Source organism: Streptomyces sp. NPDC101160, assembly GCF_044768205.1.
GTDB lineage: Bacteria > Actinomycetota > Actinomycetes > Streptomycetales > Streptomycetaceae > Streptomyces.
This window is the reverse complement of the sequence record NZ_JBIWPJ010000003.1, coordinates 415,295-441,723: the sequence shown is the minus strand read 5'-3', so window position 1 is coordinate 441,723 and position 26,429 is coordinate 415,295. Positions and strand designations below refer to the sequence as shown.

Sequence of the window (26,429 nt, the reverse complement as noted above, 5' to 3'; positions counted from 1 at the left end):
GGCTGAGGGACCGGGCGACACCGTCGCCCGGTAGCCCACGTGTGGAACGGGTCGGGCCCGTTACGGCAGGGCGGCGGGCGCGGCCGGCCCCGGCGCGGCGGCCGGTTCCGGAGGGCGTACGACGAGGAGCGCGGCCACGTCGTCGTCGAGCCCGTCGGCGCCGTACACGGTGAGGTCCTGGTGGAGCAGCGGGAGCACCCGGTCGCCCGGCTCGTCGGTCCAGCGGCGCAGCCGTTCCTCCAGCGGGTAGAAGTCACCGGCCCGGTCGCGGGTCTCGCTCACTCCGTCGGTGAAGAGCAGCAGCCGGTCGCCGGGCAGGAACGGGACCTCCTCGACGTGGTGCCGGGAGGCGCACAGTCCGGCGAGGTTGAGCGGCAGCGAGGGGTCGGTGAGCGGGACGGTCCGGACCTGGCCGTCGTGCTGGCGCAGCGGGGCGGGATGGCCGCAGCTGAGGAGCCGGGCGACGTGGCGGTCGTCGGGGAGTTCGAGGAGGAGGACGGTGGCGAAGCGTTCGGCAGCGTCGGAGTCGGGGTCCCAGGCGCCGTAGCGGGCGAGGCCCTCCTCCAGGCGGTCGGCGAGGGCGGCGAGATCGGGCGCGTCGGTGACGGCGGCGCGGTAGGCGCCGAGCAGCACGGAGGCCGTCTCGACGGCGCCGAGGCCCTTGCCCTGGACGTCGCCGAGCATGACGCGGACGCCGCCCGGGACCCGTACGGCCTCGTAGAAGTCGCCGCCGATCCTGGCCTTGGCCGCGGCGGCGACGTAGAGCAGGTGCAGCTCCACGCCGCCGAGCCGGGGCGCGAGCGGGCGCAGCACCACCCGCTGGACCACCTCGGCGACGGCCATCACGTCGCGCAGGTCGCGCTCGTAGTTGGTGCGGGCCTGGCTGACCCAGACGGCGGCGACGGTGACGGCGGCCAGGACGAGTTCGGCGCTGACGGTCTCGGTGACGGGGTCGTCCTGCGCCACGGCCAGGACGAGGCGCAGGACCATCGAGAGGAGGCCGATGGCGAGGGTGCCGCGCACGCTCCAGGTGATGGCGGCGAGGGCCGGGCCGATCACGAGGAGCCGGTCGAAGTGCTGCCCCTGCGAGGTGATGAGGTCGGCCACCGCGACGAGGGCGAGGGCCAGGAAGGGCAGCGCGAGACCGAGGTTGAACTGGGTGCGTGTCCCTGCCGGGGAGGGCACACGGTGACCACCTGTGGGCATTTCCTGATCATACGTTCGGAGGCGGTGCAGAACCGGACGTTACGGCCTTGCTGGCGTGTCCGGCCTCTCCGGTGCGGCCCGGCAGCCCCAGGCAGGCGGGGACGGCGAGCCCGGCGACGACGGCGAGGGAGGGGAGTGCGACCCCGGCGCCGGAGCCGAGCAGCAGGCTCGCGAGGGCGACGCCGAGGACGGGCCCGGTGTTCATCGCGGTCTGCTGCAGGCCGCCCGCGACCCCGGCGCTCCCCTCCTCGGCCCGGTGCACGACGACGGACGTCGCCGTCACCATCACCGCGCCGAAGCCCGCCCCGATCAGCGCGGCGCAGCCGCCGGTCGCGAGGGCGGAGCCCGTGTCGGCGGCCTGTCCGAGCAGGCCGACGCCGGCCGCGAGCAGCGCGGCCCCTCCGCTCGCGACGCGCCGCGCCCCGTACCGCCCCTTCAGCACCGCGCTGACCGGCGCTCCCGCCACGATGAGCAGCGCCAGCGGCATCATCCGCACGGCGGTCGGCAACGGTCCGAGCTCCAGCGTGTCCTGGAAGAGGTACGTCGCCGTGAACAGCGTCCCGGAGAATGCCGCCGACGCGGCGAGCAGCGCCCCGAGCCCCGCGGCGACGGGCCCGGGCCGCAGCATGCCCGGGGGTACCAGCGGGTGCGCGGCGCGCGCCTCGTGCCGTACGAAGCCGAGCGCGGCGGCCGCGGCGACGGCGAGCGCGAGCACGGTGCCGGCGAGGTCCGCCGGGCCGAAGCCGTGCGCGAGTCCCTGGACGAGGCAGGCGAGGGCGAGCCCGAGCAGGCAGGCCCCGGGCAGGTCGAGGGTGCCCGCACGACCGGGGCCGGTGCCGGGGCGCGGCTCGGGCACGGCCAGGCCGATCAGGGCGACCGCCAGCGTGGGCGGCACGCCGAGCAGGAAGACCGAGCGCCAGCCGTACGCGTCGACGAGCACACCGCCGATCAGCGGGCCGGCGGCCGCGGCGAGGCCGATGGCGCTGGTGCGCACGGCTATCGGCATGCCGAGGCGGTCGGGCGGGAAGGCGGCCCGGAGCATGCCGAGGGTGGCGGGCTGGAGCAGGGCGCCGAAGACGCCCTGGAGCACGCGCAGCGCGATGACGGCGCCGATGCCGGGCGCGAGGGCGATGGCGGCGGAGGTGAGGGCGAAGCCGAGGCTGCCGAGCGCGAAGAGGCGGCGGTGGCCGTACCGGTCGCCGAGGCGCCCGGCGAAGACGAGCAGGGCGGCGACGGCGACGAGGTAGCCGGTGCTGGTCCACTGCACCTGTGCGGTGTCCGCGCCGAGGTCGTGCTGGAGGACGGGCTGGGCGATGGTGAGGACGGTGCCGTCGAGGGCGACGACGGCGGCGCCGACGACGCTGCAGACGAGGGCGGCCCGGCGATGGAGGCTCCTGCGATTCATCGGTGTGCCTCCGGTCCGAGGTGGGCGTCGAGTGCGGCGGCGAGCAGCGGTTCGACGTCGTCGCCGCCGGTCGCCAGGCGGAGGCTGCCCCAGCGCCACAGCTGGGCGATGCCGTGGAGGTTGGCCCAGAGCGCGCCGGCGGCGATGGCCGGGTCGGCGGCGGCGCCCGGGCATGCCCGGGCGACCAGCTCTGCGAGGTGCGCGAAGAGCGGCAGGCTCGTGTCGCGCAGCCCGAGCCGGCCGCTCTCCAGGAGGTCGTGCCGGAACATCAGCTCGTACATCCCGCCGCGCGTCCGCGCGAAGTCGAGGTAGACGCGGGCGAGGGCCTCGACCCGGGCCCGGGGCTCCGTCTCCGCCACCTCGGTCACCCGGGCGCCGAGTTCGCGGAAGCCCTCGCGGGCGATGGCGGAGAGCAGGTCGAGGTGGGTCGGGAAGTGGCGGCGGGGGGCGCCGTGGGAGACGCCGGCGCGGCGTGCGATCTCGCGGAGGGAGAGGGCCTGGACGCCCTCGGCGTCGACGAGCTCGACGCCGGTGCGGACCAGTCGGTCGCGCAGCCCGCCGGCCTCGCCCTCGGTCTCCCGGGTGGTTTCTTCGGTCATGGTGACTGTCTATACGATCTTGGTAGACACTGTCTACCACTTTCGTAGACGCTGTCTACGGAACCGGCCGGAGCCCTCCGGTACACTGGTCGGCAGCGAAGGGGAGTAGCCCTGCGAACCGGTCGTCGACACACTGGAACCCCCGGGTTCCCGGTGACCGGGTCCGTGCGAGAGCGCGGGCGGGCGAGACCTTCGGCCAGGCAGTACGCCACGTCCGCGACCGTGTGGGCGTGGTCCGTCATGCCGGGCCGAGTGGTCCTCCCGTCGCCCTTCGAGGCGCCGCGCCGGGCCCCGGGCCCGGTCCGAGCAGAGAGCCCCGGTATGCACCTCGACCCCTTGGCGATCATCACCGCCTTCGGGCTGATCTTCCTCGCCGAGCTTCCCGACAAGACGATGTTCGCGTCCCTCGCCATGGGCACGCGCATGCGTCCGCTGTACGTGTGGTTCGGCACCTCGACCGCGTTCATCGTGCACGTGGCCATCGCCGTCGGCGCCGGCAGCCTGCTCGGTCTCCTCCCCGGCTGGAGCGTCAAGCTCGTCTCGGCCGCGATGTTCGCGTTCGGCGCGTTCATGCTGCTGCGCGGCGGGGGCGACGACGAGAACGAGGAGGACGCGGGCGGCAGGACGGTGACCGGCTTCTGGCCCGTCTACTCGACCGCCTTCATGGCCGTCTTCATCAGCGAGTGGGGCGACCTCACCCAGATCACCACGGCCAACCTCGCCGCCACCAACGGCACCTGGTCGACCGCGATCGGCTCCGCCGCCGCCCTGATGACCGTCTCGGCGCTCGCGCTCGTCGCCGGCCGCTTCATCGCCAAGCGCGTCCCGCTGAAGACGGTGCAGCGCGTCGGCGGTGTGTGCATGGCCGGACTCGCCCTCTGGTCGCTCGTGGAGATCTTCACCGGCTGACCTCCGCCCCTCGCATCGCACCGACGCCCGCGTGCCCCCGCACGCGGGCGTCTTCGCGTTCCCGGAGCCCGCGCGGTGCCTTTCTGCCCTTGCTCGCCGCGCTGCCCTTGCTGCCCTTGCTCGCCCGTGCTGCCCTTGCTCGCCCTTGCTGCCCTTGCTGCCCTTGCTGAAGCAGTGAATCACTGCTTCACTCCTTCCATGCCCTACCGACGCACGCCCGCCGTCCAGGCCCGGCTCGACGACCGGCGCACCGCCATCGTCGAGGCCGGCCTCGGACTGCTCGCCGAGCACGGCTACGCCGGCTGCACGATGGCCGCCGTCGCCGCGCGGGCGGGCATCGCCACCGGAAGCGTGTACCGCCACTTCCCGAGCAAGGCCGAGCTGTCCGTCGAACTGTTCCGGACGGTCGTCGGCCGCGAGGTCGCCGCCGTCTCCGAGGCGGCCGCACTGCCGGCGCACCGGACGGCCGCCGACCGGATCGTCGCGGTCATCGAGACCTTCGCGAGCCGCGCCCTGAAGGCGCCCCGGCTCGCCTACGCGCTGCTCGCCGAGCCGGTCGACCCGGCCGTCGACGCCGAGCGGCTGGTCTTCCGGCGCGCGTTCCGCGACGTCTTCGCCGAACGGATCGCCGCGGGCGTACGGGACGGGGAACTGCCGCCCCAGGACGCGCTGCTCACCGCCGCCGCGCTCGTCGGCGCGGGCGCGGAGGCGCTGACCGGCCCGCTCTCCGGCACCCTGACGGCAGGGGCCCCGAGCCCCGGCACCGTTCCCGCCCTGGTCACCTTCACCCTGCGAGCCCTGGGAGTCACCGATGCCGACCACGCATGAGGTCACCAACCAAGTTCCGCCGCTCACCGGTTACGACGTCTCGGCCGACCCGGCCCTCCTGGAGTCGCTGCGCCGCGAGGGCGCCGGCTGGGCGGAGGACGAGGTGCGCGAGCTCGGGGTGCGGGCCGGCGGGGCGCAGGCCCAGGAATGGGGCCGGCTCGCCGAGCGCCACTCCCCCGTCCTGCACACCCACGACCGTTACGGGCACCGGGTCGACGAGGTCGAGTTCCACCCGTACTGGCACGAGCTGATGACGGTCGCCGTCGAGCACGGACTGCACGGCGCGCCCTGGGCCGACTCCCGGCCGGGCGCCCATGTGGCGCGCGCGGCGAAGGTGTTCGTGTGGGGACAGGCCGATGCCGGGCACCTGTGCCCGGTCTCCATGACGTACGCGGCGGTGCCCGCGCTGCGCGCGGAGCCGGAGCTGGCCTCGGTGTACGAGCCGCTGCTGACCTCCCGGTACTACGACTTCGGGCTCAGGGAGCCCACCGGCAAGCGCGGGATCATCGCCGGCATGTCGATGACCGAGAAGCAGGGCGGCTCGGACGTGCGCGCCAACACGACGCGCGCGGTACCGACGGGTGAGCCGGGCATGTACGCGCTGACCGGGCACAAGTGGTTCACGTCCGCGCCGATGTCGGACGTCTTCCTGACCCTCGCCCAGGCCCCGGGTGGCCTGTCCTGCTTCCTGGTGCCGCGGGTGCTGCCGGACGGCTCGCGCAACGCCGTCCGCTTCCAGCGCCTCAAGGACAAGCTGGGCAACCGCTCCAACGCCTCCAGCGAGATCGAGTACGAGGGCGCGCTGGGCCGGCTCGTCGGCGAGGAGGGCCGCGGGGTCGCCACCATCATCCGGATGGTGAACATGACCCGGCTCGACTGCGCGATCAGCTCCGCGTCCGGGATGCGCCTCGGCCTGGTCCAGGCCGTGCACCACGCCACGCACCGCAGCGCGTTCGGCGCCCGGCTCGTCGAGCAGCCGCTGATGACGAACGTGCTCGCGGACCTCGCGGTCGAGGCGGAGGCGGCGACGATCGCCGCGCTGCGCCTCGCGGGCGCCGTGGACCGGGCCACCGCCGGCGACGCCGAGGAGGACCAGCTGCGCCGCCTGGGCCTCGCCGTCACCAAGTACTGGGTGTGCAAGCGGGCGCCCGCTCACGCGGCCGAGGCCCTGGAGTGCCTCGGCGGCAACGGCTACGTCGAGGACTCGGACCTGCCCCGGCTCTACCGCGAGGCGCCGCTGCCCTCCATCTGGGAGGGCTCGGGCAACGTGGCCGCGCTGGACGTGCTGCGCGCCATGGTGAAGCAGCCCGCCGCCGTGGAGGCCTTCTTCGCCGAGGTCGACCGCGCCGCCGGCGCCGACCGCCGCCTCGACACGGCGGTCGCCCGCCTCCGCAAGGACCTCGCCGGCCTCGCCGATCCGGCGGCCCTGCAGTACGGCGCGCGCCGTCTGGTCGAGCGCCTCGCCCTCGTCCTCCAGGGCTCCCTCCTCGTCCGGCACGGCCACCCCGCGGTCGCCGACGCCTTCTGCGCCTCGCGCCTGGACGGCGACCGGGGCATCGCCTTCGGCACACTGCCGTCGGGCGTGGACACGGCCGCGATCATCGAGCGCGGCGCGCCGGGCTTCCCGGGCGCCTGACCGCGGCACCGCCGGGCGCGCCGTGCGAGGCTGGGGTCCGGCCCCCAGGGATGTCCATCCCTCGGGCGAGACGGAGGACCTGGTGAGCACGGAGCCGGCGCACGACGAGGTCCGCGCGGAACTGGACCGGGCCGCGGAGCGGACGGCGGGGCAGGTGATCGCCTGGCGGCGGCACCTGCACCGTCATCCCGAGCTGTCCAACCGGGAGGAGAAGACGGCCGCGTTCGTCGCGGACCACCTCCGCTCGCTCGGTCTGGACGAGGTCCGCACCGGGATCGCCGGGCACAGCGTGGTCGGGGTGCTGCGGGGCGGCCGGCCGGGTCCACGCACGATCGCGCTGCGCGCGGACACCGACGCGCTGCCCGTGCCGGACCTGTGCGGGACGGAGTTCGCGTCGCGGACGGTCGACGCCGACTACCCGGGCGGCCCGTTCCCGGTCTCGCACGCCTGCGGGCACGACTGCCACACGGCGATGCTGATGGGCGCGGCGAGCGTGCTCGCGGGGGCGCGCGACCGGCTGCCCGGCACCGCCCTGTTGGTCTTCCAGCCGGCCGAGGAGGGCCCGCCGGTCACGGAGAACGGCGGGGCGCGGGCGATGGTGGACGCGGGCGCGTTCGCCGATCCGGTGCCGACGATGGTGTACGGGATGCATGTGACGCCGTATCCGAAGGGGTACGTGGGCTACCGGACCGGCAACCAGTACGCGGCCTCCACGCTCGTCCGGATCGTCGTGACCGGCAAGCAGGTACACGGCTCGACGCCCTGGCAGGGCATCGACCCGATGCCGGCGGTCGGCGCGGTCCTCACGGGCATCGGGCAGCTGTACCGCCAGGTCTCCGCCTTCGATCCGGTCACCGTGAGCATCGGTCACATCGAGGACGTCGGCCGCTTCAACATCATCGGACAGACCGTCACCCTGTGGGGCACGGTCCGGTGCGCGGTGGAGTCCGACATGGCGGAGGTGCAGCGCAGGCTCACGACGCTCGCCGAGCACAGCGCGGCCGCGTACCACGCCACCGCCGAGGTGGACTACCTCCAGGCGGTGCCTCCGGTGCACAACACGCCGGAGTGGGTGGCGGCGGGACTGCCCACCCTCCGCCGGGTGGTGGGCGAGGACCGGGTCGTCGAGACCGGCGCGACGCTCGGCTACGACGACGTGTCCGAGTTCGTGAACCGCTTCGGCGGTCTGTACGTGATGCTCGGCGTCCAGGACGCCGAACTGGACGCCGACGGCAGGCCGGTGCCGGTCCCCGGCGGGCGCGGTCTGGTCACCAACCACAACCCGCACTTCTACGCGGACGACGACACGCTCGTCACCGGGGTGCGGCTGCACGCGCACGTGGCGTACGACCACCTCACGGGCGCTCTCACGACGGCGACGGCGCGGACCCGGTAGACCACCTGTTCACTCGTTCGTGAGTTTCGCGCGCACCTGGCCGCGCACGCGGCCAGGTTGGATCACATGAGCGTGAAAACGGATCGGGACAGTCGGGACAGGGGCGGGGACGACCGCGCGGTGCTCCTGGTGGCCGGGCTCGCGGACCTGGCGGCGAGCACGCTGGGTTCGGCCCTGGGGACGGTGCGGGGGCTGTTACGGCGCTCGGACACCGTACAGCTGGTGGAGGACGCCGAGCGGGAGCTGACGGCGCGCGGGCGGCTCGCCCTCGACCGGTACGCGACCGTGCCGCCGGCCCATCTGGAAGTGCTGGCCCAGCACGTCCTGGCCCGGCAGTCCCAGCAGTCCGGGCAGTCCCGGCAGTCGGGGCAGTCCCGGCAGTCCCGCGACGATGGCTGAGGCGGCCTGGGACCCGGCCGCCTTCAGGGCCCGGGTGGACGAGGTGCTGCGCCGGTTCGTCGCCGAGGAGGCCGACCGTCTGACGGACGTCGACCCGTCGCTCGGGCCGGTGGCCGAGGAGCTGGAGGCGGCGGTCGCGTCCGGCAAGCGGCTGCGGGCGGCGTTCTGTTACTGGGGCTGGCGGGGCGGCGGGCAGCCGGACAGCGACGCGCTGGTGCGGGCGGCGGCCTCGATGGAGCTGGTGCACGCGGCCGCCGTCGTGCACGACGACCTGATCGACGGCAGTCCGCTGCGGCACGGCCGGCCCACCGCGCACCGGGCGCTGCGGGCCGCCGTACCGCACCATCCGCGGCCCGCCGCGGCCGCCCGGTCGCTCGCGATGCTGGTGGGGGACCTGCTGATGTCGCTGGCCGGGCAGTTGTTCGTGACGAGCGGGCTGCCCGCCGCGTTCCTGAGCCGGGCGCGGCCGCTGTGGGCGGCGCTGGCCCGCGAGCTGATCGCCGGTGAGTGCCTGGAGATCCTGCACACGGGCACGGCGCCGGACACGGCGGCGTCGCTGAAGGTGATCCGCTACAAGACCGCCAAGTACACCGTCGAGCAGCCGCTGCTGATCGGCGGCGCCCTGGCGGGCGCGGCGCCGCGGCTCGGCGAGGGCTACTCGGCGTACGGGCTGCCGCTGGGCGAGGCGTTCCAGCTGCGGGACGACCTGCTCGGGCTGTTCGGCGACCCGGTCCGTACCGGCAAGGCCGCCGCCGACGACCTGCGCGGCCGCCGGCCCACCGCCCTGCTCGCGGAGACCTGGCGGCTCGCCGACACCGCCCAGCGCGCCCGGCTCGGCGTCCTGCTCGACCGGGACGACACCGATCCGGAGGACGTACGCGCGCTGATGCGCGGTCTGAAGGCCCCCGAGCGCGTCGAGCACATGATCGCGGCCCGGGTCGAGGAGGCCCTGCGCGCGCTCGACGAGCTCGACGCCCCGCCCGTCGCGCTCCAGGCCCTCGCCTCGCTCGCGCACTCGGCGTCGACCCGGCAGTGCTGAGACCTCGGTCCTGACGCGTCCGGCCCGGACAGGCCGGTGTGGCGCCCTTGTCCAGACACCCCATCCCGACACCCCGCCACGGAGCCCCCGAGGAGCCCCGCATGACCCCACCCACCCAGGCGTCCCTCGACGCCCTGCGCCAGGCCGGCGACGAACTCGCCGACGCCACCGTCGCCACGCTCTTCGAACGCGGCGAGGTCGGCACCTTCAACACCCTGATGCGGTACGTGTCGACCGCCGGCAGCCCGCTGCCCGACGGGCTGCCCGACGTGGCCCGCGAATACCTGCACGTCACGAGAGCGGCTCCGGCGTGGGTGGACTGGGCCGAGATGGAGAAGGCGCGGCTCTTCTTCACCGACAACGACGTGCACATCACCACGGCGCTGTCCTTCGCCTCCATGCCCGCCTGCTATCTCGTCCCGCACGTGGCGAAGCTGCTCGCCACCACGCACGGCCTGAAGTACCCGTCCAAGCGCATGGCGGAGACCGGCCAGTTCACGCTCTACCTGATGCGGCCGGACGCCTTCGAGGCGGGCAGCCGCTTCGTGCCGGCCGCGCAGAAGGTCCGGCTGCTGCACGCCTCCATCCGTCACCACCTGCGGCGCGAGGAGCGCTGGGACACGGCGGCGCTCGGCGTGCCGATCTGTCAGGAGGACATGATCGGCGGGCAGATGTTCTTCTCCATGCTGGTTCTCGACAGCCTGCACCGGCTCGGCATCCACATGTCCACGGAGGGCGCGGAGGCCTACTACTACGCCTGGCGGGTGGTCGGCGCCATGCTCGGCGTCGACCAGCGGGCCGTACCCGAGACCCTCGACGAGGCCCGCGCCTTCCTCGACCTGTACATGCTCCGGCACATGGGTCCCTCGGACGACGGCGCTCTGCTCACCCGGCAGCTCATCGAGCTGTACGAGGAGGTCGTGCCCGGCACCTTCTTCGACCCGATCGTGTCCGCGCTGATCCGCCATCTGGTCGGCGACACCTGCGCCGACTGGCTGGAGGTGCCCCGTACCCCGTGGGACACGGTCGTCAAGGCGGTGCCGCACCTGCTCGGCGTCCTGGAGACCGTGGAGGACCACTCCCCGCTCGGCTCCTGGCTCCTGGACCGGCTCGGCCATCTGACGACGGTCTTCGAACTGTCGTCGCTCACCCGCGGCCGGGTGATGCACTACGCGATCCCGGAGCACCTGAAGAAGGACTACGGGGTGTCGACGTCGGTGAACCCGAAGCGCCGCTGGAGCCCGCCGCCGGCCGTCCTGGACATCCCTTAGGGGCTGCTGCGCCGCCACAGCGCGCCCACGTACACCCCGGCCAGGATCAGCGGGGTGCCGAGCAGCAGGGAGGCGGTGAGGGGTTCGTTGTCGAGCCAGGCGGAGAGGACGATCGTCACGACGGGGATGACGACGAAGACGTACGCGGCGCGGGACGCGTCCCAGCGTTGCACGACGAAGAGGTAGAGCCCGAAGGTGAGGACGGAGCCGCCGACCACGAGATAGGCGAGGGCCCACCAGGTGGCGGGGCGCTCGGGCAGTCGCCAGGTGTCGCCAGCGGCGGCCGAACCCGCGAAGAGGAGGACGGAGGCAGCGGTCATGCCGACGGCGTTCATGACGACGGGGTGGATCCGCGGCAGCCGCCGGACGAGGACCGTGGCCTCGGCGAAGCAGACCATGCTGCCGAGGAGCGCCAGGAACGACAGCACGGGCACCGCGCCGCTGAGCGGGGCGCGCGAGATGACCGCGACCCCGGCGGCCGCGAGCAGCGTGCCGACGGCCGCGGTGACCCGGAAGCGTTCGAGGCCCTGGGCGACGGCGAGCAGCAGCGTGGCGAGCGGGGTGAGGGCGAGGATCGTCTGGCCGAGGCCGGCGTGGATGTGGACGAGGGCGTAGTACGCGAGGGCGAACGTGACGCCGAAGTCGAGGATTCCGAAGAGCGCCGCCCCGGCCAGGGCCCTGCCACGCGGGAACGGCATGCGGCGCGCGGCCATGATGCCGAGCAGGATCACGGAGGCCGCGCCGAAGCGCAGGGCGGCGCCCCACAGGGGGTCGAGCTCACGGTTGCTGAAGCGGACGCCGACGGCGTTGCCGCCCGCGAGGAACGCGGCGGCGGCGAACGCGGCGAGCGTCAGTCGGTCCTCGCTGCGCTGCACCGGCTCACGGTAGCCCCGGCGCCCCGGCCCCGGCGGGCGGGACACGCGCTGCCGTCTCCGCGAAGGCCCTGATCAGGGCGGTCTCGGTGGCGGTCGCCCAGACCAGGCCGTAGGTCAGGGGCGGGGCGTCGTGGAACGGCACGTAGGCGATGCCGGGGCGCGGGTGGTAGCGGGCGCCGCTCGCCGCGCCCGGGGCGACGCCGTGGCCCGCGCCGACGAGCGACAGCAGCTCCTCCCAGGTGGCGGCGGCCGGGCCGTGGGCGACGGGCGCGCCGGAGGGGGTACGGGTCGGGTAGTGGGTCTCGCGCCAGGCGCGGGGCTGCCCGCGGCCGGTGGTGACGAGGGTCTGTCCGGCGAGGTCCTCCAGGCCGACGGAGGCGCGGGCGGCGAGCGGGTGGGCGGCCGGCACGAGGAGCACGCGGTCCTCGCGGACCAGGACGGGTCCGGTGGTGAGACCGGGCACGGCGATGGGCAGGGTGGCGTACTGGACGTCGAGTTCGCCGTCCTCGACGGGGCGGGTGCCGGCGTCGACGGGGACCTCGCGGAGGGTGAGTTCGCAGCCGGGGTGGCGGGCCAGGAAGGTGTCGGCGGCGGCGGTGAGCAGCTCGCCGCCCCACGGGGAGCCGAAGCCGATCCGCAGGGTGCCGAGCATGCCGCGGCCGGCGGCGGTGGCGCGTTCGAGGGCGGCGAGGATGAGGGCGTGGGCGGGGCGGAGTTCGTCGTGCAGGCGGCGGCCGACCGGGGTGAGCGCGACGCTGCGGCTGGTGCGGGCGAAGAGCGGGGTGCCGACGCGCCGTTCGAGCTTCTTGACGGTCTGGCTGATGCGGCCGGTGGAGACGCCGAGGCGTTCGGCGGTGCGGCCGAAGTGGAGTTCGTCGCCGAGGGTGAGGAACGCTTCGAGTTCGTGCCGTTCGAGCACCGGGCCACCCCTTACCGTTTAGTTCTGCTCAACGCCGGTTGCATTCTTTCACCTTGATGGGCCTGTCCGGCCGGCGGGAGGCTGATGCCCATGCCCGCTCTCCCCGCCCGTCCCCCCGCGGCGTCCCGTCCCCTCGCCGCGTCCCGTCCCCCCGTCCTCGTCCTCACCCTCGCCGGTGCCGTGACGGTGGCCAACATCTACTTCCCGCAGCCGCTGCTCGCGGCGATCGCCCGCGACCTCGCCGTCTCCGACCGGACCGCCGGTCTGGTGGCGACGGCCGCCCAGCTCGGCTACGCCCTGGGCATCCTGCTGCTCGTGCCGCTCGCCGACACCGCCCGGCTGCGCCGCCTCGCGCGGGCCCTGCTGGCGCTGACCAGCGCGGCCCTGCTGGTCGCGGCCGCGGCCCCGAACGTCCTCGTCCTCGCCGTCGCCACCCTCGCCCTGTCCACCACCACGGTGCTGCCGCAGATCCTGACCCCGGTCGCCGCGACCCTCGCGGGCCCCGAGGGACGCGGCCGGGTCGTCGGCGTCATCGGCCTGGGCCTCACCCTGGGCTCCACCCTGTCCCGTACGGTCTCGGGCGCGGTCTCCGACGCGAGCGGCAGCTGGCGGACGGCCTATGCGCTGGCCGCCGTGGCGACGGCGGGTCTGCTGTGGGCGCTGCCGCGCGCCCTGCCCGAGCGGCTCGGCGGCCCGGACGCGCGCCCGGTCCCGTACGGCCGGATGCTCGCGGGGCTGCCGGGGCTGCTCGTCGCGCATCGCGCCCTGCGGGTGTCGGCGCTGCGCGGCGCCTGCGTGTTCGGCGCGTACAGCGTCTTCTGGGCGGCGCTCGTCTTCCATCTGGCCGCCCCTCCGCTGGGGTACGGTCCCGGGGCGGCGGGTCTGTTCGGGCTGCTCACCGTGCCGGCGGCGCTGGCGTCGGCGTACGCGGGGCCGCTCACCGACCGGTACGGGTCGGGCCGGGTCGGGCTGGTGGCGCTCGGGTGCGTGGGGCTCGCGGTGGCGCCTGCGGGTCTGGCGCCGGGCTCGCCGGTGGCGCTGGTGGCGGCCGCGGGTCTGGTGGTCCTGGGCACGAGCGCCTGTCAGGTCGCGAACCAGGCGCGGGTCCTGGGCCTCGGGCGGGCGGTGGCGGCCCGGGTGAACACGGTCTTCATGCTGGCGACCTTCGCGGGCGGCGCGCTCGGCTCACTGGCGGCTGTCTGGCTGTACGAGGGGTACGGCTGGACGGCGGCGCTCCTCGCGGCGGCGGGGTTCGTCGTGCTCGGGCTCACCGCGGGGGCGCGGCGGCCCCGACTTGCGGGACGCGCGGCAGGCGCAAGGCTGGGTGTACCGGTCCGCGCACGCCGCAGGGAGACACGATGCAGGAGCCCGCACCCCTCGACCTCTCGGCCCTCGCCGAGGAGCACCTGACGAAGGCGCGTGAGGACGCGCACGGCCGCAGCGCCCATCTGGTGGTGCACGACGGGGTGCTGCGGCAGAGCGTGATCGCCATGACGTCGGGCACGGCCCTGGACGAGCACAACGCGCCGCCCGCTGGCAGTCTCCAGGTCCTGCGCGGCCGGGTGCGGCTGACGGCGGCGGGCCGCTCCGAGGACCTGTCGGCCGGTCAGCTCCAGATGATCCCGCAGGAGCGGCACGGCCTCACGGCGCTCGACGACGCGGTGGTGCTGCTGACCGCCGTCAACGACTGACGCGTACGCCACTCCGTGCGGCCGAAGGGTCCGCGACTCACCGATCCGGCGTCACGAGCACCAGCGGTGTGCCCGCGCAGGGCGTCAGACGCAGCTCGCCGTGGCGGTGGACGGATTCCGGCCCGGCGTCCGGGGCTCCGGTGAGTACGGCGGCGAAGTCGGGGCCCTTGGTGAGGGAGCCGGCGAGATGCGCCGGGTCGGTGGAGGCGGCGACGCGGCCGCGGGCGTTGACCAGGCGTGCCGGGACGGGGAGTTCCTGGAGGACGGGCAGCACGGCCGCCTCGAAGTGCCGCAGGTAGACGTCGGCGGCGGCGACGCCGACGAACCGTCCGTCGGCCAGGACCGGCTCGGAGAGCGTCAGGCCGTACTCGTCGGAGCAGAGGTAGTCGACGTACGGCCCGGCGACGGCCCGCCGCCCGGTCTCGCGGGGCAGGGCGTACCAGTCCCAGTGCGTGTAGTCGGAGTACGCCGAGTGCTCGGGATCCAGGTCGAGGAGGAGCGGCCGCACCGCGCCGTCGGGGCCGCGCTGCCACCACTCCAGCCAGGCCGGTACGTCGGCGAGGAGGCCGGGCGCGGCGACGAAGCCGATGCCGGAGACGAGTTCGTGGCGGGCGAGCCGGTCGTGGAGGCCGGGCCGGAGGGCGGCGAGCCCGGCCGACGCCGGTGCCCTGCCGTCGGCGGCCGGGGCGGCGAGCAGCGCGGCGGTGTCCTCGCGGGTGGCGGCGACGGCGGCGAAGACCCCGTCGAGGGTCTCGCGCACACGGGTCGACACGGCGTCGGCGAGGGCGCGGTACGAGCCCTGGGCGGCGGCGAGGGTGCGGTACGAGCCCGGGGCGGCGCCGGCGAGGGTGTCGTACGAGCCCTGGGCGGCGCCGGGCGCATTGCGGAGGGCGCCCGCGCCTGACACGCCGCCGGTGGCGCCGGCCGCCGACGGGCGCGTCGCCCGCGCGTCCCCCGTTCCCGTGTCTCCTGTTCCCGTACGTCCTCTTCCTCTGTCCCCCGCTCCCGTCGCCTCGGTCGCGGCTCCCGTGACGTGGGCGAGCGCGGGGGGTGTGGACATCGGGGTCCTCCTACGGACGCGGCCCGGGGGCGCGGGTGGGGGGTTCGAGGCGCAGGGCGATCAGGCGGGCCACGGAGTCGCGCACGCACTGTTCGGCCAGCGTTCTGGCCCGCTCGTCGGCCTCATCCTGCACGGCGGAGATCACGGAGCGGTGACGATCCGCCACGGATTCGAGATACGCGGTGTCGTCGAGGACGAGGACGAGCAGGGCGCCCAACTCGGTCTGGAGGGCGATCTCCTCGCGGGTCAGGCGCGCGGACTGGGCGGCGGCGGCGAGTTCGACGTGGAAGCGGCCGTAGAGCCGGCTGCGGGCGGCGGGTTCCTCGGCGTGGGCGAGTTCGTCGACGGTGCGGGTGAGCGGGCGCAGGTCGCCGGGCTGGGTGCGCTGCGCGGCGAGCAGCGCGGCGGCGCCGGAGACGGCGGCCCAGTGGTCGCCGAGGTCGCGCAGCTCCTCGGTGGACCAGTCGGCGAGGCGGGCGCGCAGCCGGTCCTCGGGCGGGCCCTCGGGGAGCGTGACGAAGCTGCCGCCGCCCCGGCCGCGGCGGGTGGTGACGAGGCCCTGCTGCCGCAGGGCCATGAGGGCCTCGCGCAGGGTCACGGTGGAGACGCCGAGCCGGCCGGCGAGTTCGGCCTCGCCGGGCAGCTGCTCGCCGTCGGCGAGGAGTCCGAGCTCGATGGCGTCGCCGATCCGGCGGACCACGGTGTCGACCCGGGCCCGGGTGTCGACGGGGGTGAACACGGCTCGGCGCGCGCTCCCGTGCGCGCTGTCGCCCTGTCTGCCGCCTGGTTTCACGTTTACCACCTCGCGCGTTGACTCAGGCTTTACCTTAAGGGGGTCTTGAGATTTGAACTATGACTTCATATGTTTACCCCCGCTCGTCAGGAACGCGCCCCCGCACCAGAAAGGTTCCCGCCCATGGAGGGAATGGCGATCCGGCTCTCGGGTCTCCGCAAGAGCTACGGCCGGACCGAGGCGGTGGCCGGGGTGGACCTGGAGATAGCCGACGGCGAGTTCTTCTCGATGCTCGGCCCCTCCGGCTCCGGCAAGACGACCGTGCTGCGGATGATCGCCGGCTTCGAGACACCGAGCGACGGCCGCGTCGAGCTGGCCGGTCAGGACGTCACCCCGCTCGCCCCCTTCGAGCGGGACGTGCACACCGTCTTCCAGGACTACGCCCTCTTCCCGCACATGACGGTCGAACAGAACGTCGCCTACGGCCTGAAGGTGCGGGGCGTCCCGAAGGCCGAGCGCCTGGTCCGGGCCCGCGCCGCACTCGCTCAGGTGCGGCTCGAAGGGCTCGGCAGGCGCCGCCCCGCCGAGCTGTCCGGCGGCCAGCGCCAGCGCGTCGCACTCGCCCGCGCCCTCGTCGGCCGCCCCCGCGTGCTGCTGCTCGACGAACCGCTCGGCGCGCTCGACCTCAAGCTGCGCGAGCAGATGCAGGTCGAGCTGAAGGCCATCCAGCGCGAGGTCGGCATCACCTTCGTGTTCGTCACGCACGACCAGGAGGAGGCCCTGACGATGAGCGACCGGATCGCCGTCTTCCACCAGGGCCGGATCGAACAGGTCGGCACCCCCGCCGAGATCTACGAGCGCCCGGCCACCCCGTTCGTCGCCGACTTCGTCGGCACCTCCAACCTGGTCAGCGGCGAGGCCGCGCGGACCGTGGTCGGCGCCGCCGGCACGTACAGCATCCGGCCGGAGAAGATCCGCGTCGTCAAGGACCCGGCCGCGCCCGCCGAGGACGGCCACGCCCGTGCCACCGGCACCGTCGCCGAGGTGGTCTACCTGGGCGACGCCACCCGCTTCCTCGTCGACCTGGACGCGGGTGGCCGGCTGACCGCCGTCCAGCAGAACCTGGAGACCTCCTCCGCCGACCTCGCCGCCTTCCGCGGCGCCAGGGTCGCCCTGCACTGGCACCCGCGCCACGCGGTGCCGGTCCCCGCCGCCCCGTGACGACACGCCGGGTCCGTAAGGCCGCACAGCCCACGCAAGGCCGGTGAAGCCACGGCACGGCACCGCACCGCCCCTCGCACCGCACCACCCTCACGTCCCTCACGCAACGGAGAAACACGTGCGCCTGCACCGCTCGCTCCTGACGGCCGCCGCCGTCTCCGGACTGCTGCTCGTGACCGCCTGCGGCTCCGCCGACCAGGCCGGTGCCGGGAAGTCCGGCGGCCTCAACCCGCCCGCCCTCAAGGCGCCCACCTCCCTCGGCGCCCCCGAGGGCCAGGTCAACCTGATCGCCTGGGCCGGCTATGTCGAGGACGGGTCCAACGACCCCAAGGTCGACTGGGTGACCCCGTTCGAGAAGCAGACCGGCTGCCAGGTCAACGCCAAGACGGCCGCCACCTCCGACGAGATGGTGGCACTGATGAAGACCGGCGAGTACGACGCGGTCTCCGCCTCCGGCGACGCCTCGCTGCGGCTGATCGCGTCCGGCGACGCGGCGCCCGTCAACACCTCGCTCGTCCCCCACTACAAGGACGTGTTCGCCGGCCTGAAGAACCAGGGCTGGAACTCGGTCAAGGGCGTCGCCTACGGCATCCCGCACGGCCGGGGCGCCAACCTCCTCATGTACGACACCACCAAGGTGAAGCCCGCCCCGACGTCCTGGTCGGCCGTCTTCGACCAGGCGTCCGCGCACAGCGGCAAGGTCACCGCGTACGACTCCCCCATCTACATCGCCGACGCGGCCCTCTACCTCAAGGCCACCAAGCCGGACCTCGGCATCAAGGACCCGTACGCCCTCGACCAGAAGCAGTTCGCGGCCGCAGTGGATCTGCTCAAGCAGCAGAACAAGCACGTCGGCGAGTACTGGAGCGACTACCTGAAGGAGATCTCCGCCTTCAAGAGCGGCGACTCGGTCGTCGGCACCAGCTGGCAGGTCATCGCCAACCTGGCCAAGGCCGAGGGCGCCAAGGTCGAGGCGGTGCTGCCGAAGGAGGGTGCCACCGGCTGGTCCGACACCTGGATGGTCTCGGCCAAGGCCAAGCACCCCAGCTGCGCCTACAAGTGGCTCGACTGGATCGTCTCGCCCCAGCCCAACGCCCAGGTCGCCGAGTACTTCGGCGAGGCGCCGGCCAACGCCAGGTCGTGCGCCGAGACCGCCGACAAGAACCACTGCACGGTCTTCCACGCGGGCGACGAGGCGTACTGGAAGAACGTGCACTTCTGGACCACACCCATCGAGCAGTGCCTGGACGGCCGCACCGACGTCCGTTGCGTGCCCTACGCCAAGTGGGTGCAGTCCTGGAACGAGATCAAGGGCTGACGACGGCGCATGACCACGCTCACCCCCTCGCCCCGGGCCGACGCCCGGGCCACCGAGCCCGACCGAGCCGCCGGCCCCGTCCGGCGGCTCGCCGGGGCCCTGCACCGCAGGCCCCGGGTCCGGCTCGCCGCGCTGCTCGCCGCGCCGCTGCTGTGGCTGGTGCTCGCCTATCTGGGCTCGCTCACCGCGCTGTTCCTGTCCGCGTTCTGGACCACCGACTCCTTCACCTCCGAGGTGGTCCGGGTCTGGTCGGCGCAGAACTTCCAGGAGCTCGTCACGTCGCCCGTCTACCGGACGGTCGCCCTGCGCACGGTGGGCGTGGCCCTCACCGTGACCGTGCTGTGCGCGATCATCGCCTTCCCGCTCGCCTTCTACACCGCCCGGGTGGCGAGCCCGCGCCGCAGGCCGCTGCTGGTCGTCGCGATCCTCACCCCGCTGTGGGCGAGCTACCTGGTCAAGGTGTACGCGTGGCGGCTGATCCTGTCCGAGGGCGGGCCGCTGGACTGGGTGCTGAAGCCGCTGGGGCTGCACGGGCCGGGGTACGGGCTGACCGCCACCGTCCTGGTCCTCACCTACCTCTGGCTGCCGTACATGATCCTGCCGGTGCACACCGCGCTCGAACAGCTCCCGGACAACCTGCTGAACGCCTCCGCCGACCTCGGCGCGCGCGCCGGGCGGACCTTCGTCTCGGTGGTGCTGCCCATGGTGTGGCCGGCGATCGCGGCCGGGTCCGTCTTCACCTTCTCGCTCAGCCTCGGCGACTACATCACCGTGCAGATCGTCGGCGGCAAGACCCAGCTCATCGGCAACCTCGTCTACTCCAACGTCACCCTCAACCTGCCGATGGCCGCCGCGCTCGGCACCGTCCCGGTGGCCGTCATCGTCCTCTACCTGCTCGCGGTGCGGCGCACCGGCGCGCTGCGCAGCCTGTGACCCGTCGGACCAGTCGGACCAGCGGGACCAGCCGGACCCGTCCGCGGAAGGACCTCCCCCGATGAACCTCTCCCGTCCCGCGCGGATCGCGCTGCGCACCGCGGCCGCGCTCGGCTTCGCCGTCATCTATCTGCCGCTGCTGCTCGTGCTCCTCGGCTCGCTGAACCCGGACCGCTCGGCGAGCTGGCCGCCGCCCTGGCTCACGCTGAAGTGGTGGTCGGCCGCCTGGGCCAACGAGGGGGCGCGCGAGGCGCTGTGGACCTCGGTGCGGACGGGCCTCGCGGCGACGGCGGTGGCGCTCGTGCTCGGCACTCTGATCGCCTTCGCCGTGCAGCGGCACCGCTTCTTCGGGCGCGAGGCCGTGTCGTTCGCCGTCGTGCTGCCGATCGCGCTGCCCGGCATCGTCACCGGCATCGCCCTCAACTCGGCCTTCGGCACGGTCCTGAAGCCGCTGGGCGTGGGCCTCGGGCTCTTCACGGTGATCGTCGGGCACGCCACCTTCTGCATCGTGGTGGTCTTCAACAACGTGGTCGCGCGGCTGCGCCGGCTGCCCGGTTCGTACGAGGAGGCGGCCATGGACCTGGGCGCGCACACCTTCCGTACCTTCTGGGACGTCACCTTCCCGCTGCTGCGCTCGGCGCTGCTCGCGGGCGGGCTGCTCGCCTTCGCGCTGTCCTTCGACGAGGTCGTGGTGACGACCTTCACGGCCGGTCCCGGGGTGCAGACCCTGCCGCTGTGGATCTTCGACAACATGACCCGGCCTCAGCAGGCGCCGGTGGTGAACGTGGTGGCCGCGCTGCTCGTACTGCTGTCCGTGCTTCCGATCTACGCGGCACAGCGGCTGTCCTCGGACACGGCGGGCGGCGGCCGGGTCTGACGGTCCTCGGACGGGGGCTCGCTGTTACGTTGCCGGAATGCGGCACATGCGGCAACTGTCCTCGTTCGATGCCCGCGGCCTCGCCCGCCGGGCGGTGGCGGCCGCGCTGCGACCGCTGCGCCGTCGCGGCACCGGCACGGTGACCCTGCCGGAGGCCGCGGAGACGGGGCGGGAGCGGCTGCGGGACCTGGCGGCGCTGCTGTGCGAGCTGGGTTCGGAGCTGCTGCGCGCCGGGGAGCGCACCGTCGAGGTGGAGCGGGTCATCCACGACGTGGCCGCGCGCTACGGGATGCGGGCGCGCAGCTTCGTGGTGCCCACGGGCCTGTTCGTACGGGTCGGGGGCGGGCCCGACGGGCGGGGCGGCGAGCTCGACTTCACCCCGGTCGAGGGCCCGGACCTGCGCCTGGACCAGGTGGAGGCGCTGCAGTCGCTGGTCGAGCGGATGCGGGCCGAGGCGCTGCCCTTCGAGGCGGTACGGGCGGCGCTGCGCGCCGGGCGGGAGCAGCCGGAACGGTTCAGCCCGGCCGCGACCTTCTTCGGCTACGTCCTGCTCACGGTCGGCCTCGGCGTGATGCGGCACGCGACCGTCGCCGCGGTCATCGGCTACGCGGTGCTCGGCGCGGGCGTGGGTGTGCTGCGGCTCTTCGGGGACCGGCTGCCGGCCGGCCGTACCGCACTCCCGGTCGTCGCGGCGGCCCTGGTCACGGCTGTCTCGCTGCGCTGGGCCGGGCCGGTGCTGCACGAGGCGCCGGCGCTGCTCTACGTGCCTCCGCTCATCGCCTTCCTGCCGGGCGCCGCGCTCACGCTCGGCGCGATCGAACTCGCCACCGGGGCCGCCCTGTCCGGGATCGCGCGGCTCGCGGGGGCCTTCAACATCCTGCTGCTCCTGGCCCTCGGCATCCTGGTGGGCACCCAGCTCCTGCCCGCCCGGCCGGTGGGCGAGCCGCCGTCGGCGGCGCTCGGCGCATGGACGCCGTGGGCCGGGGTGCTGCTCCTGGGCTTCGGCTTCCTGCTGTACTACTCGGCGCCGCAGCGGGTCGCCGGCTGGCTGCTCGCCGCCCTGCTCACCGAGCGCCTGGTGCAGTCCTCGGCCGCCCAGCTCGCCGGGGCGACCTTCGGCGCGTTCGCGGCGGGCGTGCTGCCGCCGATGGCCGGGTGGATCGAGCGGCGCACGCACACCCCGGACCAGGTGGTATTCCTGCCCTGCTTCTGGCTGCTCGTGCCGGGGGCGGTGGGGCTCACCAGCGTCTCCGAGTTCATCGTCGGGGGCGGCAGCGCCGGTGGTCTGGCCGGCCTGGTCGGCACCGTCATCACGGTCGTCGCCATCGCGCTCGGCGTCCTCGTCGGCGCCGGGCTCCAGCGCAGGCCCCGGCTGAGGCTCGGGGAGCCGGCGCCCGCGGAGCTCAAGGGCGGCAGCGAAAGGGAGAGCTAGCCCTTGTCCCATGCGAGGGTGACGCGGAGGTTGGCGGAAGCGCTGCCCTGGACGACGAGGGCGGTGAGCCTGCCGCTCTGCAGGCCGAGTTGGCAGCCGAACTCCACGGTGGCCCGGTCCGGCGCGGCGCGGTGCAGGGCGTCGCCGATCTGCCGGGCGAAGGAGGACAGGGCAGCGGTGACACCGGAGAGGTCGGGGAGGCGGTCCTCGAACCGTCCCTCCAGGTCACCGGTCCCGCCCGCCGCCGAACCGTCTCCTACCGGGCCGTCTTCTCCCGGACCGCCTCCCCCCGGGCCGCTTTCTCCCGGACCGCCTGCTCCCGGGCCGCCTTCCGCACGCCCGATCGGCGCGGCCTCCACGTACAGCATGCCGCCGTCGGCGAGTTCGACCCCGATGATCTCCGTCATCGTCGCTCCTGTTCGTCCGTGCCGTCAGAGGGCGGGGTGCAGGCCGCCGTCGGGCCCGGCCGCGCCGTCGGCGGCGGGGCCGAAGGCGCTGCCCCGGAGCCAGGCGGGCCAGCTCAGGTTCCAGTCGCCGTAGCCGTTGTCGAACGGCGTCATCTCCTCGCCGAAGCCGTGGACGACCCGGACGGGGTCGCCCTCGCGAAGCGTGCCGAAGAGCCAGGCGGCGTCCTCGGTGCTCATGCCGGTGCAGCCGTGGCTGACGTTCTCGGCACCCTGCGCGTCGAGCGACCAGGGGGCGGCGTGCAGGTACTCACCGCTCCATGTCACCCGGGTGGCCCAGCGGACCTTGAGGTCGTAGAAGTCGCTGCTGCCGCGCTCGATGCCGATGGAGTCGCCGCGCATCCGGACCGTGGCCTCCTTGCCGAGAACGACCTTCACGCCGCCGCGGGTGCGGTAGCCCTCCTTGCCCGTGGTGACGGGGATGCTGCGGATCTCCTGGCCGTCGCGCAGCACGGTGAGGGTGTGCGCGGCGACGTCGGTGACGGCCTCGATCCGGTCGCCGATGGTGAGGGTGAGCGGCGCGGAGGGACCGCCGTAGAGCCGCCCGATGACGGGGACGCCGTCGAGGGCACTGGTGACGCGGACGGTGGCATGGGCGGGCCAGTAGGCGCGGGGGCGGTAGTGGAGGGTGGTGGGCGAGACCCAGTACCAGGAGCCTTCGACGTACGGCTCGGAGCTGACGTGCAGCGCGCGCTCGACCGTGCGGCGGGCCACGGGCTCGGTGGCCGGGACGGGGTGGCTCAGTTCGGCGGTGACGGGCTGGCCGACTCCGTACGTGCCACCGCCGGGGCCGAGTTCGGCGGTGAGCCGCTCGCCCTCGGGTGCGGCCGGGACCCGCAGGTCGAGCCGGGCGCGCCGGCGCTGCGGCCGGCCGTCGTCGCCTTCCACGGTGAGGCGGGCGGTGTAGCGGGTGTCGGCGGCGAGCGGCGCGATGCTGGTCCAGCGGGTGCCGTCGGCGCTGACCGTACCGGCGATCCGGCGCCCCTGGTGGTCGGTGACGGTGACGTCGGCGAGCCGGCCGGTGGTGCGCAGGGCGAGGTCGAGGGGGCCGACGGCGCTGCCGAGGGCGTCCAGGGTGAGCGCCCGGCCGTCGAGGACGGCGATGCGACGGGGTGCGCCGCACATCCGGCCGTCGGCCGGGCAGCTGCCGAGGGAGACGACCACGGCGCCGGCGGGCGCGGAGTGCGCGCGGGCGGCCGGGGGCTGGGCGGCGTTGAGGGCGAGGACGGCGCCGGCCGCGAGGGACAGGGCACCCAGGCCCGTGAGGTTCCTGCCACGCGTGTGTGACGCCATGTCGGACACCGCCTCTTCTCGCCGGCCGGACCTGGTCTGACCGGTGCATCAAAGCGGATCGGGGGACGAAAAGATGATCAACCGACCGGGCGTGGCGTGCGAGAGCCCCGTGAGACGACTCGAAAGCACCAACGCGGGCGGCGTCACGGGGCCCGCGGGGAGGTGCCTTCAGCGGGGCACGTCGGGCAGTTCCTCGCCGGTCTCCAGGAGCGTCTTGAGGCTGGAGACGATCGCCGGCCAGCCCTCGCTGACGAGCGCGCGGATGGTGCCGTCGGACTTCAGGTCGTCGTGGACGACGGTGAGCTTGACCATGTCGCCGGCCGGCTCGATCTCGTACGTCACCTTGGAACGCCCCTCTTCGACGAGACGGGCGTAGATGTCCTCGCCGACTCCGACCGCCTGGGCCCATTCGGGGGTGAAGGTGTGCCAGGCGTACGAGAGGCGCCGGCCCGGATCGGCGGCGAGGACGACCTGCGCGGGGTCGGAGGTGGTCCGTCCGCCCTCCTCCCAGACCATGGGCGAACCGGGGATCCAGTCCGTCTCGAAGGCCACGCCCCAGTAGCGCCGGGTGAAGGCCGGGTCGGTGAGGGCCTTCCACAGCTCGTCGGGGGTGGTGCGGATGTACGTCGTGTAGACGAACGCGCTGTTGTCCATGGTGTCTGTCTCGGTCTCGGTGGTTTCGGCCTCAGTGGTTCGGCCTTGGTGGTCTCGCTGCTGGGCTCACGGTCGCAGGGCCGCGGCCACGAGCCCCTCGATCTCCTCCCTGGTGTCCCTCGTGTCGCTCGTACCCCTCGGGTCCCACGTGTCCGTCGCATTCCTCGTGCCGGGCCGGCCGTCCGTGGTGCCCTCTCCGGCGACGACCCGGTCCAGGACCAGTCCGTCCACGCAGGCGAGCAGGGTCAGGGTGCGCGCCTCGGGATCCGCGACGCCCCGGGCCGCCAGGAAGTCCCGGACGGCCTGGCGGCCCGGGTTCTCCCTCGGCACCAGGATGTCGCGCAGTTCGGGGTCTCGCACGCTCTCCAGGACGCAGGCGTAGCGGGCGAGTGAGCGGCGCCGCCCCTCGCCGCCGGTGCGGGCGGCGACCAGCGCGGCCAGGCCCCGCACCAGCTCGGCTTCCGTCCGCAGCACGGGGGTCTGCTCGGCGGCGGTGCGCAGCTCGGCCTGGTCGAGCTCGACGAGCCGGCGGACGAGTGCGGTGAGCAGGGCCGAACGGGTGCGGAAGTACGCGGACGTCGTCCCCGGGGGCAGCCCCGCGGCGGCGTCGACGGCCCGGTGGGTGAGACCGCGCATGCCGGCGTCGGCGAGGACGCCGAGCGCGGCGTCGGCCAGCAGGGTGCGGCGGGAGCCGGGCGCGGGCGAGGTCTCTGGCGGCATCATCACCCCCTCTTTCTACACCTGTAGAGGCCGGGTCTATTCTTCTACAGATGTAGAAGGCGTGGCGTGCAGTCAGCGGACGAACGAGAAGCGATGAGGAGCACGGACATGGGACAGACCGCCGTCGTCGTGGGCGCCGGGATCGGCGGGCTCGCCGCCGCCGTCGGACTGCGGAGGATCGGCTGGGAGGTGACGGTCGTCGACCGCGCGCCGGTCCTCGCGGACGCCGGGGCCGGCATCTCGCTCGCCGCCAACGGGATCCGGGCCCTGGACGCCCTGGGCGTCGGCGCGGCCGTACGGGCCGCCGGGCGCGGCCAGTACACCGGCGGCACCCGCACCCCGAGCGGCTCCTGGCTGGCCCGCATGGACGGCGCGGCTCTCGAACGGGTCCTCGGCTCCCCCATCGTGGGCATCCCGCGCGCCGAGCTGCACCGACTGCTGCGCGACGCGCTCGCCCCTGGGACGCTGCGCACGGGGGTGACCGCCACGGTGGCGCTGGCACAGGCGGACGGGCGCCGGGCACGGGTGGAGTTCGAGCCGGTGGCCGAGTCGACGGACGGTGGCGCGGGCGGGTCGGCGGAGTCGGTGAAGGGCACCGCGTGCGGATCGGCTGCCGGCGGCGAGGGCGGATCGGCCGGCGGCGGTGAGGGTGGGTCGGCCGGCGGCGCGGGTAGGTCGGCGAGCGGCGCTACGAACGGCGGCGGGTCGTCGAGCGGCGGCGCGGGCGGGTCGGCGAGCGGCGCTACGAGCGGGTCGGTGGAGGTCGTGGAGGCGGATCTGGTGGTCGCCGCCGACGGGATCGGCAGCCGGACGCGCGCCGCCCTGTTCCCGGGCCATCCGGGCCCGGTGCACAGCGGCTCGACCGTGCTGCGCGCCATCACCGAGCGCCCGCTCGACCTGCGTACCGACTTCGAGATCACCTGGGGGCGCGGGGCCGAGTTCGGGCACATCGCGTTCACCGACGGGCGCGCCGAGTGGCACGCGGTTCTCAACGCGCCCGCCGGCGTGCGCCATCCGGACCCGCTCGCCGTGCTGCGCCGGCGCTTCGCGGACTGGCACGAGCCGATCCCCGAGCTGCTCGCGGCCACCCGGCCCGAGGACGTCCTCCACCACGACATCGGTGAACTGGCCACTCCCCTGCCGTCGTACGTCTCCGGCCGCACCGTCCTGCTCGGCGACGCGGCCCACGCCATGACCCCCAACCTCGGCCAGGGCGCCTGCCAGGCCCTGGAGGACGCCGTCGTCCTGGCCGCCGAACTCGGCCGGACGGGTGACGTGGACAGCGCGCTCGCCCGCTACGACACCGCACGGCGACCGCGCGCCACCGCCGTCGCGGCGGCCGCCCGGCAGGCCGGCCGGATGGGCCAGCAGCTCGCCCACCCGCTCGCCGTGCCGCTGCGCAACACCCTCATGCGGCTGGCCCCGTCGGGCACGGCGGTGCGGATGATCCTGCGCCACGCGTCCTGGACCCCGCCACTCACGCCGCTCACGCCCCTCACCAGGTCTTTCGCGGGTGAATAGGTGTGGACCGAAGTATTCAACAGGCTGCTA

General features: G+C 74.3%; 26 protein-coding genes. 15 read left to right on the top strand and 11 right to left on the bottom strand.

Features of this window, described 5'->3' with window-relative positions:
• Window positions 1-60: 60 nt before the first annotated feature.
• Genes ACIRSU_RS11425 through ACIRSU_RS11415 form a run of 3 tightly spaced genes read right to left on the bottom strand, consistent with a single transcriptional unit; the run spans window position 61 to window position 3,210 of the window.
• Window positions 61-1,206 (bottom strand): PP2C family protein-serine/threonine phosphatase, encoded by a 1,146-nt coding sequence (locus ACIRSU_RS11425; RefSeq protein WP_403790925.1) that lies wholly within the window; start codon window positions 1,204-1,206, stop codon window positions 61-63.
• A gap of 7 nt (window positions 1,207-1,213) precedes the next feature.
• Window positions 1,214-2,611 carry an MFS transporter gene (locus tag ACIRSU_RS11420; RefSeq protein WP_403790923.1) on the bottom strand — a complete coding sequence of 466 codons (1,398 nt, stop codon included), beginning with the start codon at window positions 2,609-2,611 and terminating at the stop codon, window positions 1,214-1,216.
• Window positions 2,608-3,210 carry a TetR/AcrR family transcriptional regulator gene (locus ACIRSU_RS11415; protein WP_403790921.1) on the bottom strand — a complete coding sequence of 201 codons (603 nt, stop codon included), beginning with the start codon at window positions 3,208-3,210 and terminating at the stop codon, window positions 2,608-2,610. Before ACIRSU_RS11415 ends, ACIRSU_RS11420 begins: the two co-directional genes overlap by 4 nt.
• 321 nt (window positions 3,211-3,531) lie before the next feature.
• Between ACIRSU_RS11415 and ACIRSU_RS11410 the strand changes: the two genes are divergently transcribed.
• The 7 genes from ACIRSU_RS11410 (at window position 3,532) to ACIRSU_RS11380 (ending at window position 10,688) form a co-directional block, all read left to right on the top strand.
• Window positions 3,532-4,119 (top strand): TMEM165/GDT1 family protein, encoded by a 588-nt coding sequence (locus ACIRSU_RS11410; protein ID WP_403790919.1) that lies wholly within the window; start codon window positions 3,532-3,534, stop codon window positions 4,117-4,119.
• Window positions 4,120-4,317: 198 nt separating this feature from the next.
• Window positions 4,318-4,947, top strand: a complete 630-nt coding sequence (locus ACIRSU_RS11405; protein ID WP_403790917.1) for a TetR/AcrR family transcriptional regulator — start codon at window positions 4,318-4,320, stop codon at window positions 4,945-4,947.
• Window positions 4,931-6,583 (top strand): acyl-CoA dehydrogenase family protein, encoded by a 1,653-nt coding sequence (locus tag ACIRSU_RS11400; RefSeq protein ID WP_403790915.1) that lies wholly within the window; start codon window positions 4,931-4,933, stop codon window positions 6,581-6,583. Before ACIRSU_RS11405 ends, ACIRSU_RS11400 begins: the two co-directional genes overlap by 17 nt.
• An 82-nt stretch (window positions 6,584-6,665) precedes the next feature.
• The gene (locus tag ACIRSU_RS11395) at window positions 6,666-7,979 is read left to right on the top strand and encodes a M20 family metallopeptidase (protein WP_403790913.1); all 1,314 of its coding nucleotides are present in this window, start codon (window positions 6,666-6,668) and stop codon (window positions 7,977-7,979) included.
• Window positions 7,980-8,045: 66 nt separating this feature from the next.
• Complete coding sequence (locus tag ACIRSU_RS11390; protein ID WP_403790911.1) at window positions 8,046-8,378, top strand: polyprenyl synthetase; 333 nt, start codon at window positions 8,046-8,048, stop codon at window positions 8,376-8,378.
• A complete protein-coding gene (locus ACIRSU_RS11385) occupies window positions 8,371-9,417 on the top strand; it encodes a polyprenyl synthetase family protein (protein WP_403790909.1) in 1,047 nt (348 codons plus the stop codon). The genes ACIRSU_RS11390 and ACIRSU_RS11385 overlap by 8 nt, the downstream gene beginning before the upstream one ends.
• 101 nt (window positions 9,418-9,518) lie before the next feature.
• Window positions 9,519-10,688 carry an oxygenase MpaB family protein gene (locus tag ACIRSU_RS11380; protein WP_403790907.1) on the top strand — a complete coding sequence of 390 codons (1,170 nt, stop codon included), beginning with the start codon at window positions 9,519-9,521 and terminating at the stop codon, window positions 10,686-10,688.
• Here ACIRSU_RS11380 and ACIRSU_RS11375 read toward each other — a convergent pair.
• Window positions 10,685-11,563, bottom strand: a complete 879-nt coding sequence (locus tag ACIRSU_RS11375; RefSeq protein ID WP_403790906.1) for a DMT family transporter — start codon at window positions 11,561-11,563, stop codon at window positions 10,685-10,687. The two genes, ACIRSU_RS11380 and ACIRSU_RS11375, sit on opposite strands and share 4 nt — an antisense overlap.
• Window positions 11,564-11,567: 4 nt before the next feature.
• Window positions 11,568-12,482 (bottom strand): LysR family transcriptional regulator, encoded by a 915-nt coding sequence (locus ACIRSU_RS11370; protein ID WP_403790904.1) that lies wholly within the window; start codon window positions 12,480-12,482, stop codon window positions 11,568-11,570.
• Between the two features lie 90 nt (window positions 12,483-12,572).
• Here ACIRSU_RS11370 and ACIRSU_RS11365 point away from each other — a divergent pair, with 90 nt between their 5' ends.
• Entirely contained in the window at window positions 12,573-13,892 is a 1,320-nt protein-coding gene (locus ACIRSU_RS11365) for an MFS transporter (RefSeq protein ID WP_403790902.1), read from the top strand.
• Complete coding sequence (locus ACIRSU_RS11360) at window positions 13,841-14,173, top strand: cupin (RefSeq protein ID WP_403790900.1); 333 nt, start codon at window positions 13,841-13,843, stop codon at window positions 14,171-14,173. The genes ACIRSU_RS11365 and ACIRSU_RS11360 overlap by 52 nt, the downstream gene beginning before the upstream one ends.
• Window positions 14,174-14,210: 37 nt before the next feature.
• On the opposite strand, the gene ACIRSU_RS11355 is transcribed toward ACIRSU_RS11360, so the two are convergent.
• On the bottom strand, window positions 14,211-14,945 hold the full coding sequence (locus tag ACIRSU_RS11355) for a cache domain-containing protein (RefSeq protein WP_403791483.1): 735 nt from the start codon (window positions 14,943-14,945) through the stop codon (window positions 14,211-14,213).
• Window positions 14,946-15,243: 298 nt separating this feature from the next.
• Window positions 15,244-15,972 (bottom strand): FadR/GntR family transcriptional regulator, encoded by a 729-nt coding sequence (locus tag ACIRSU_RS11350; RefSeq protein WP_403790899.1) that lies wholly within the window; start codon window positions 15,970-15,972, stop codon window positions 15,244-15,246.
• A 177-nt stretch (window positions 15,973-16,149) separates the two neighbouring features.
• Here ACIRSU_RS11350 and ACIRSU_RS11345 point away from each other — a divergent pair, with 177 nt between their 5' ends.
• From ACIRSU_RS11345 to ACIRSU_RS11325, 5 genes are all read left to right on the top strand, one after another.
• Window positions 16,150-17,187 carry an ABC transporter ATP-binding protein gene (locus tag ACIRSU_RS11345; protein WP_403790898.1) on the top strand — a complete coding sequence of 346 codons (1,038 nt, stop codon included), beginning with the start codon at window positions 16,150-16,152 and terminating at the stop codon, window positions 17,185-17,187.
• Window positions 17,188-17,305: 118 nt separating this feature from the next.
• Window positions 17,306-18,505: an ABC transporter substrate-binding protein gene (locus tag ACIRSU_RS11340; protein WP_403790897.1), complete on the top strand. Its 1,200-nt coding sequence runs from the start codon at window positions 17,306-17,308 to the stop codon at window positions 18,503-18,505.
• A 9-nt stretch (window positions 18,506-18,514) separates the two neighbouring features.
• Window positions 18,515-19,438, top strand: a complete 924-nt coding sequence (locus tag ACIRSU_RS11335; RefSeq protein WP_403790895.1) for an ABC transporter permease — start codon at window positions 18,515-18,517, stop codon at window positions 19,436-19,438.
• Between the two features lie 61 nt (window positions 19,439-19,499).
• Window positions 19,500-20,315, top strand: coding sequence for an ABC transporter permease (locus tag ACIRSU_RS11330; RefSeq protein WP_403790893.1), 816 nt, complete (start codon window positions 19,500-19,502; stop codon window positions 20,313-20,315).
• A gap of 37 nt (window positions 20,316-20,352) precedes the next feature.
• The gene (locus tag ACIRSU_RS11325) at window positions 20,353-21,747 is read left to right on the top strand and encodes a threonine/serine exporter family protein (protein WP_403790892.1); all 1,395 of its coding nucleotides are present in this window, start codon (window positions 20,353-20,355) and stop codon (window positions 21,745-21,747) included.
• Here ACIRSU_RS11325 and ACIRSU_RS11320 read toward each other — a convergent pair.
• The 4 genes from ACIRSU_RS11320 to ACIRSU_RS11305 form a co-directional block, all read right to left on the bottom strand.
• Window positions 21,744-22,154 (bottom strand): CU044_2847 family protein, encoded by a 411-nt coding sequence (locus ACIRSU_RS11320; protein WP_403790890.1) that lies wholly within the window; start codon window positions 22,152-22,154, stop codon window positions 21,744-21,746. The genes ACIRSU_RS11325 and ACIRSU_RS11320 overlap by 4 nt on opposite strands.
• A 24-nt stretch (window positions 22,155-22,178) precedes the next feature.
• Window positions 22,179-23,504, bottom strand: coding sequence for an Ig-like domain-containing protein (locus ACIRSU_RS11315; RefSeq protein WP_403790888.1), 1,326 nt, complete (start codon window positions 23,502-23,504; stop codon window positions 22,179-22,181).
• 168 nt (window positions 23,505-23,672) lie between these two features.
• A complete protein-coding gene (locus ACIRSU_RS11310) occupies window positions 23,673-24,158 on the bottom strand; it encodes an SRPBCC family protein (RefSeq protein ID WP_403790886.1) in 486 nt (161 codons plus the stop codon).
• 66 nt (window positions 24,159-24,224) lie between these two features.
• Window positions 24,225-24,881 (bottom strand): TetR/AcrR family transcriptional regulator, encoded by a 657-nt coding sequence (locus tag ACIRSU_RS11305; protein ID WP_403790884.1) that lies wholly within the window; start codon window positions 24,879-24,881, stop codon window positions 24,225-24,227.
• Between the two features lie 105 nt (window positions 24,882-24,986).
• Here ACIRSU_RS11305 and ACIRSU_RS11300 point away from each other — a divergent pair, with 105 nt between their 5' ends.
• Window positions 24,987-26,399 carry an FAD-dependent monooxygenase gene (locus ACIRSU_RS11300; RefSeq protein WP_403790883.1) on the top strand — a complete coding sequence of 471 codons (1,413 nt, stop codon included), beginning with the start codon at window positions 24,987-24,989 and terminating at the stop codon, window positions 26,397-26,399.
• Window positions 26,400-26,429 lie beyond the last annotated feature (30 nt).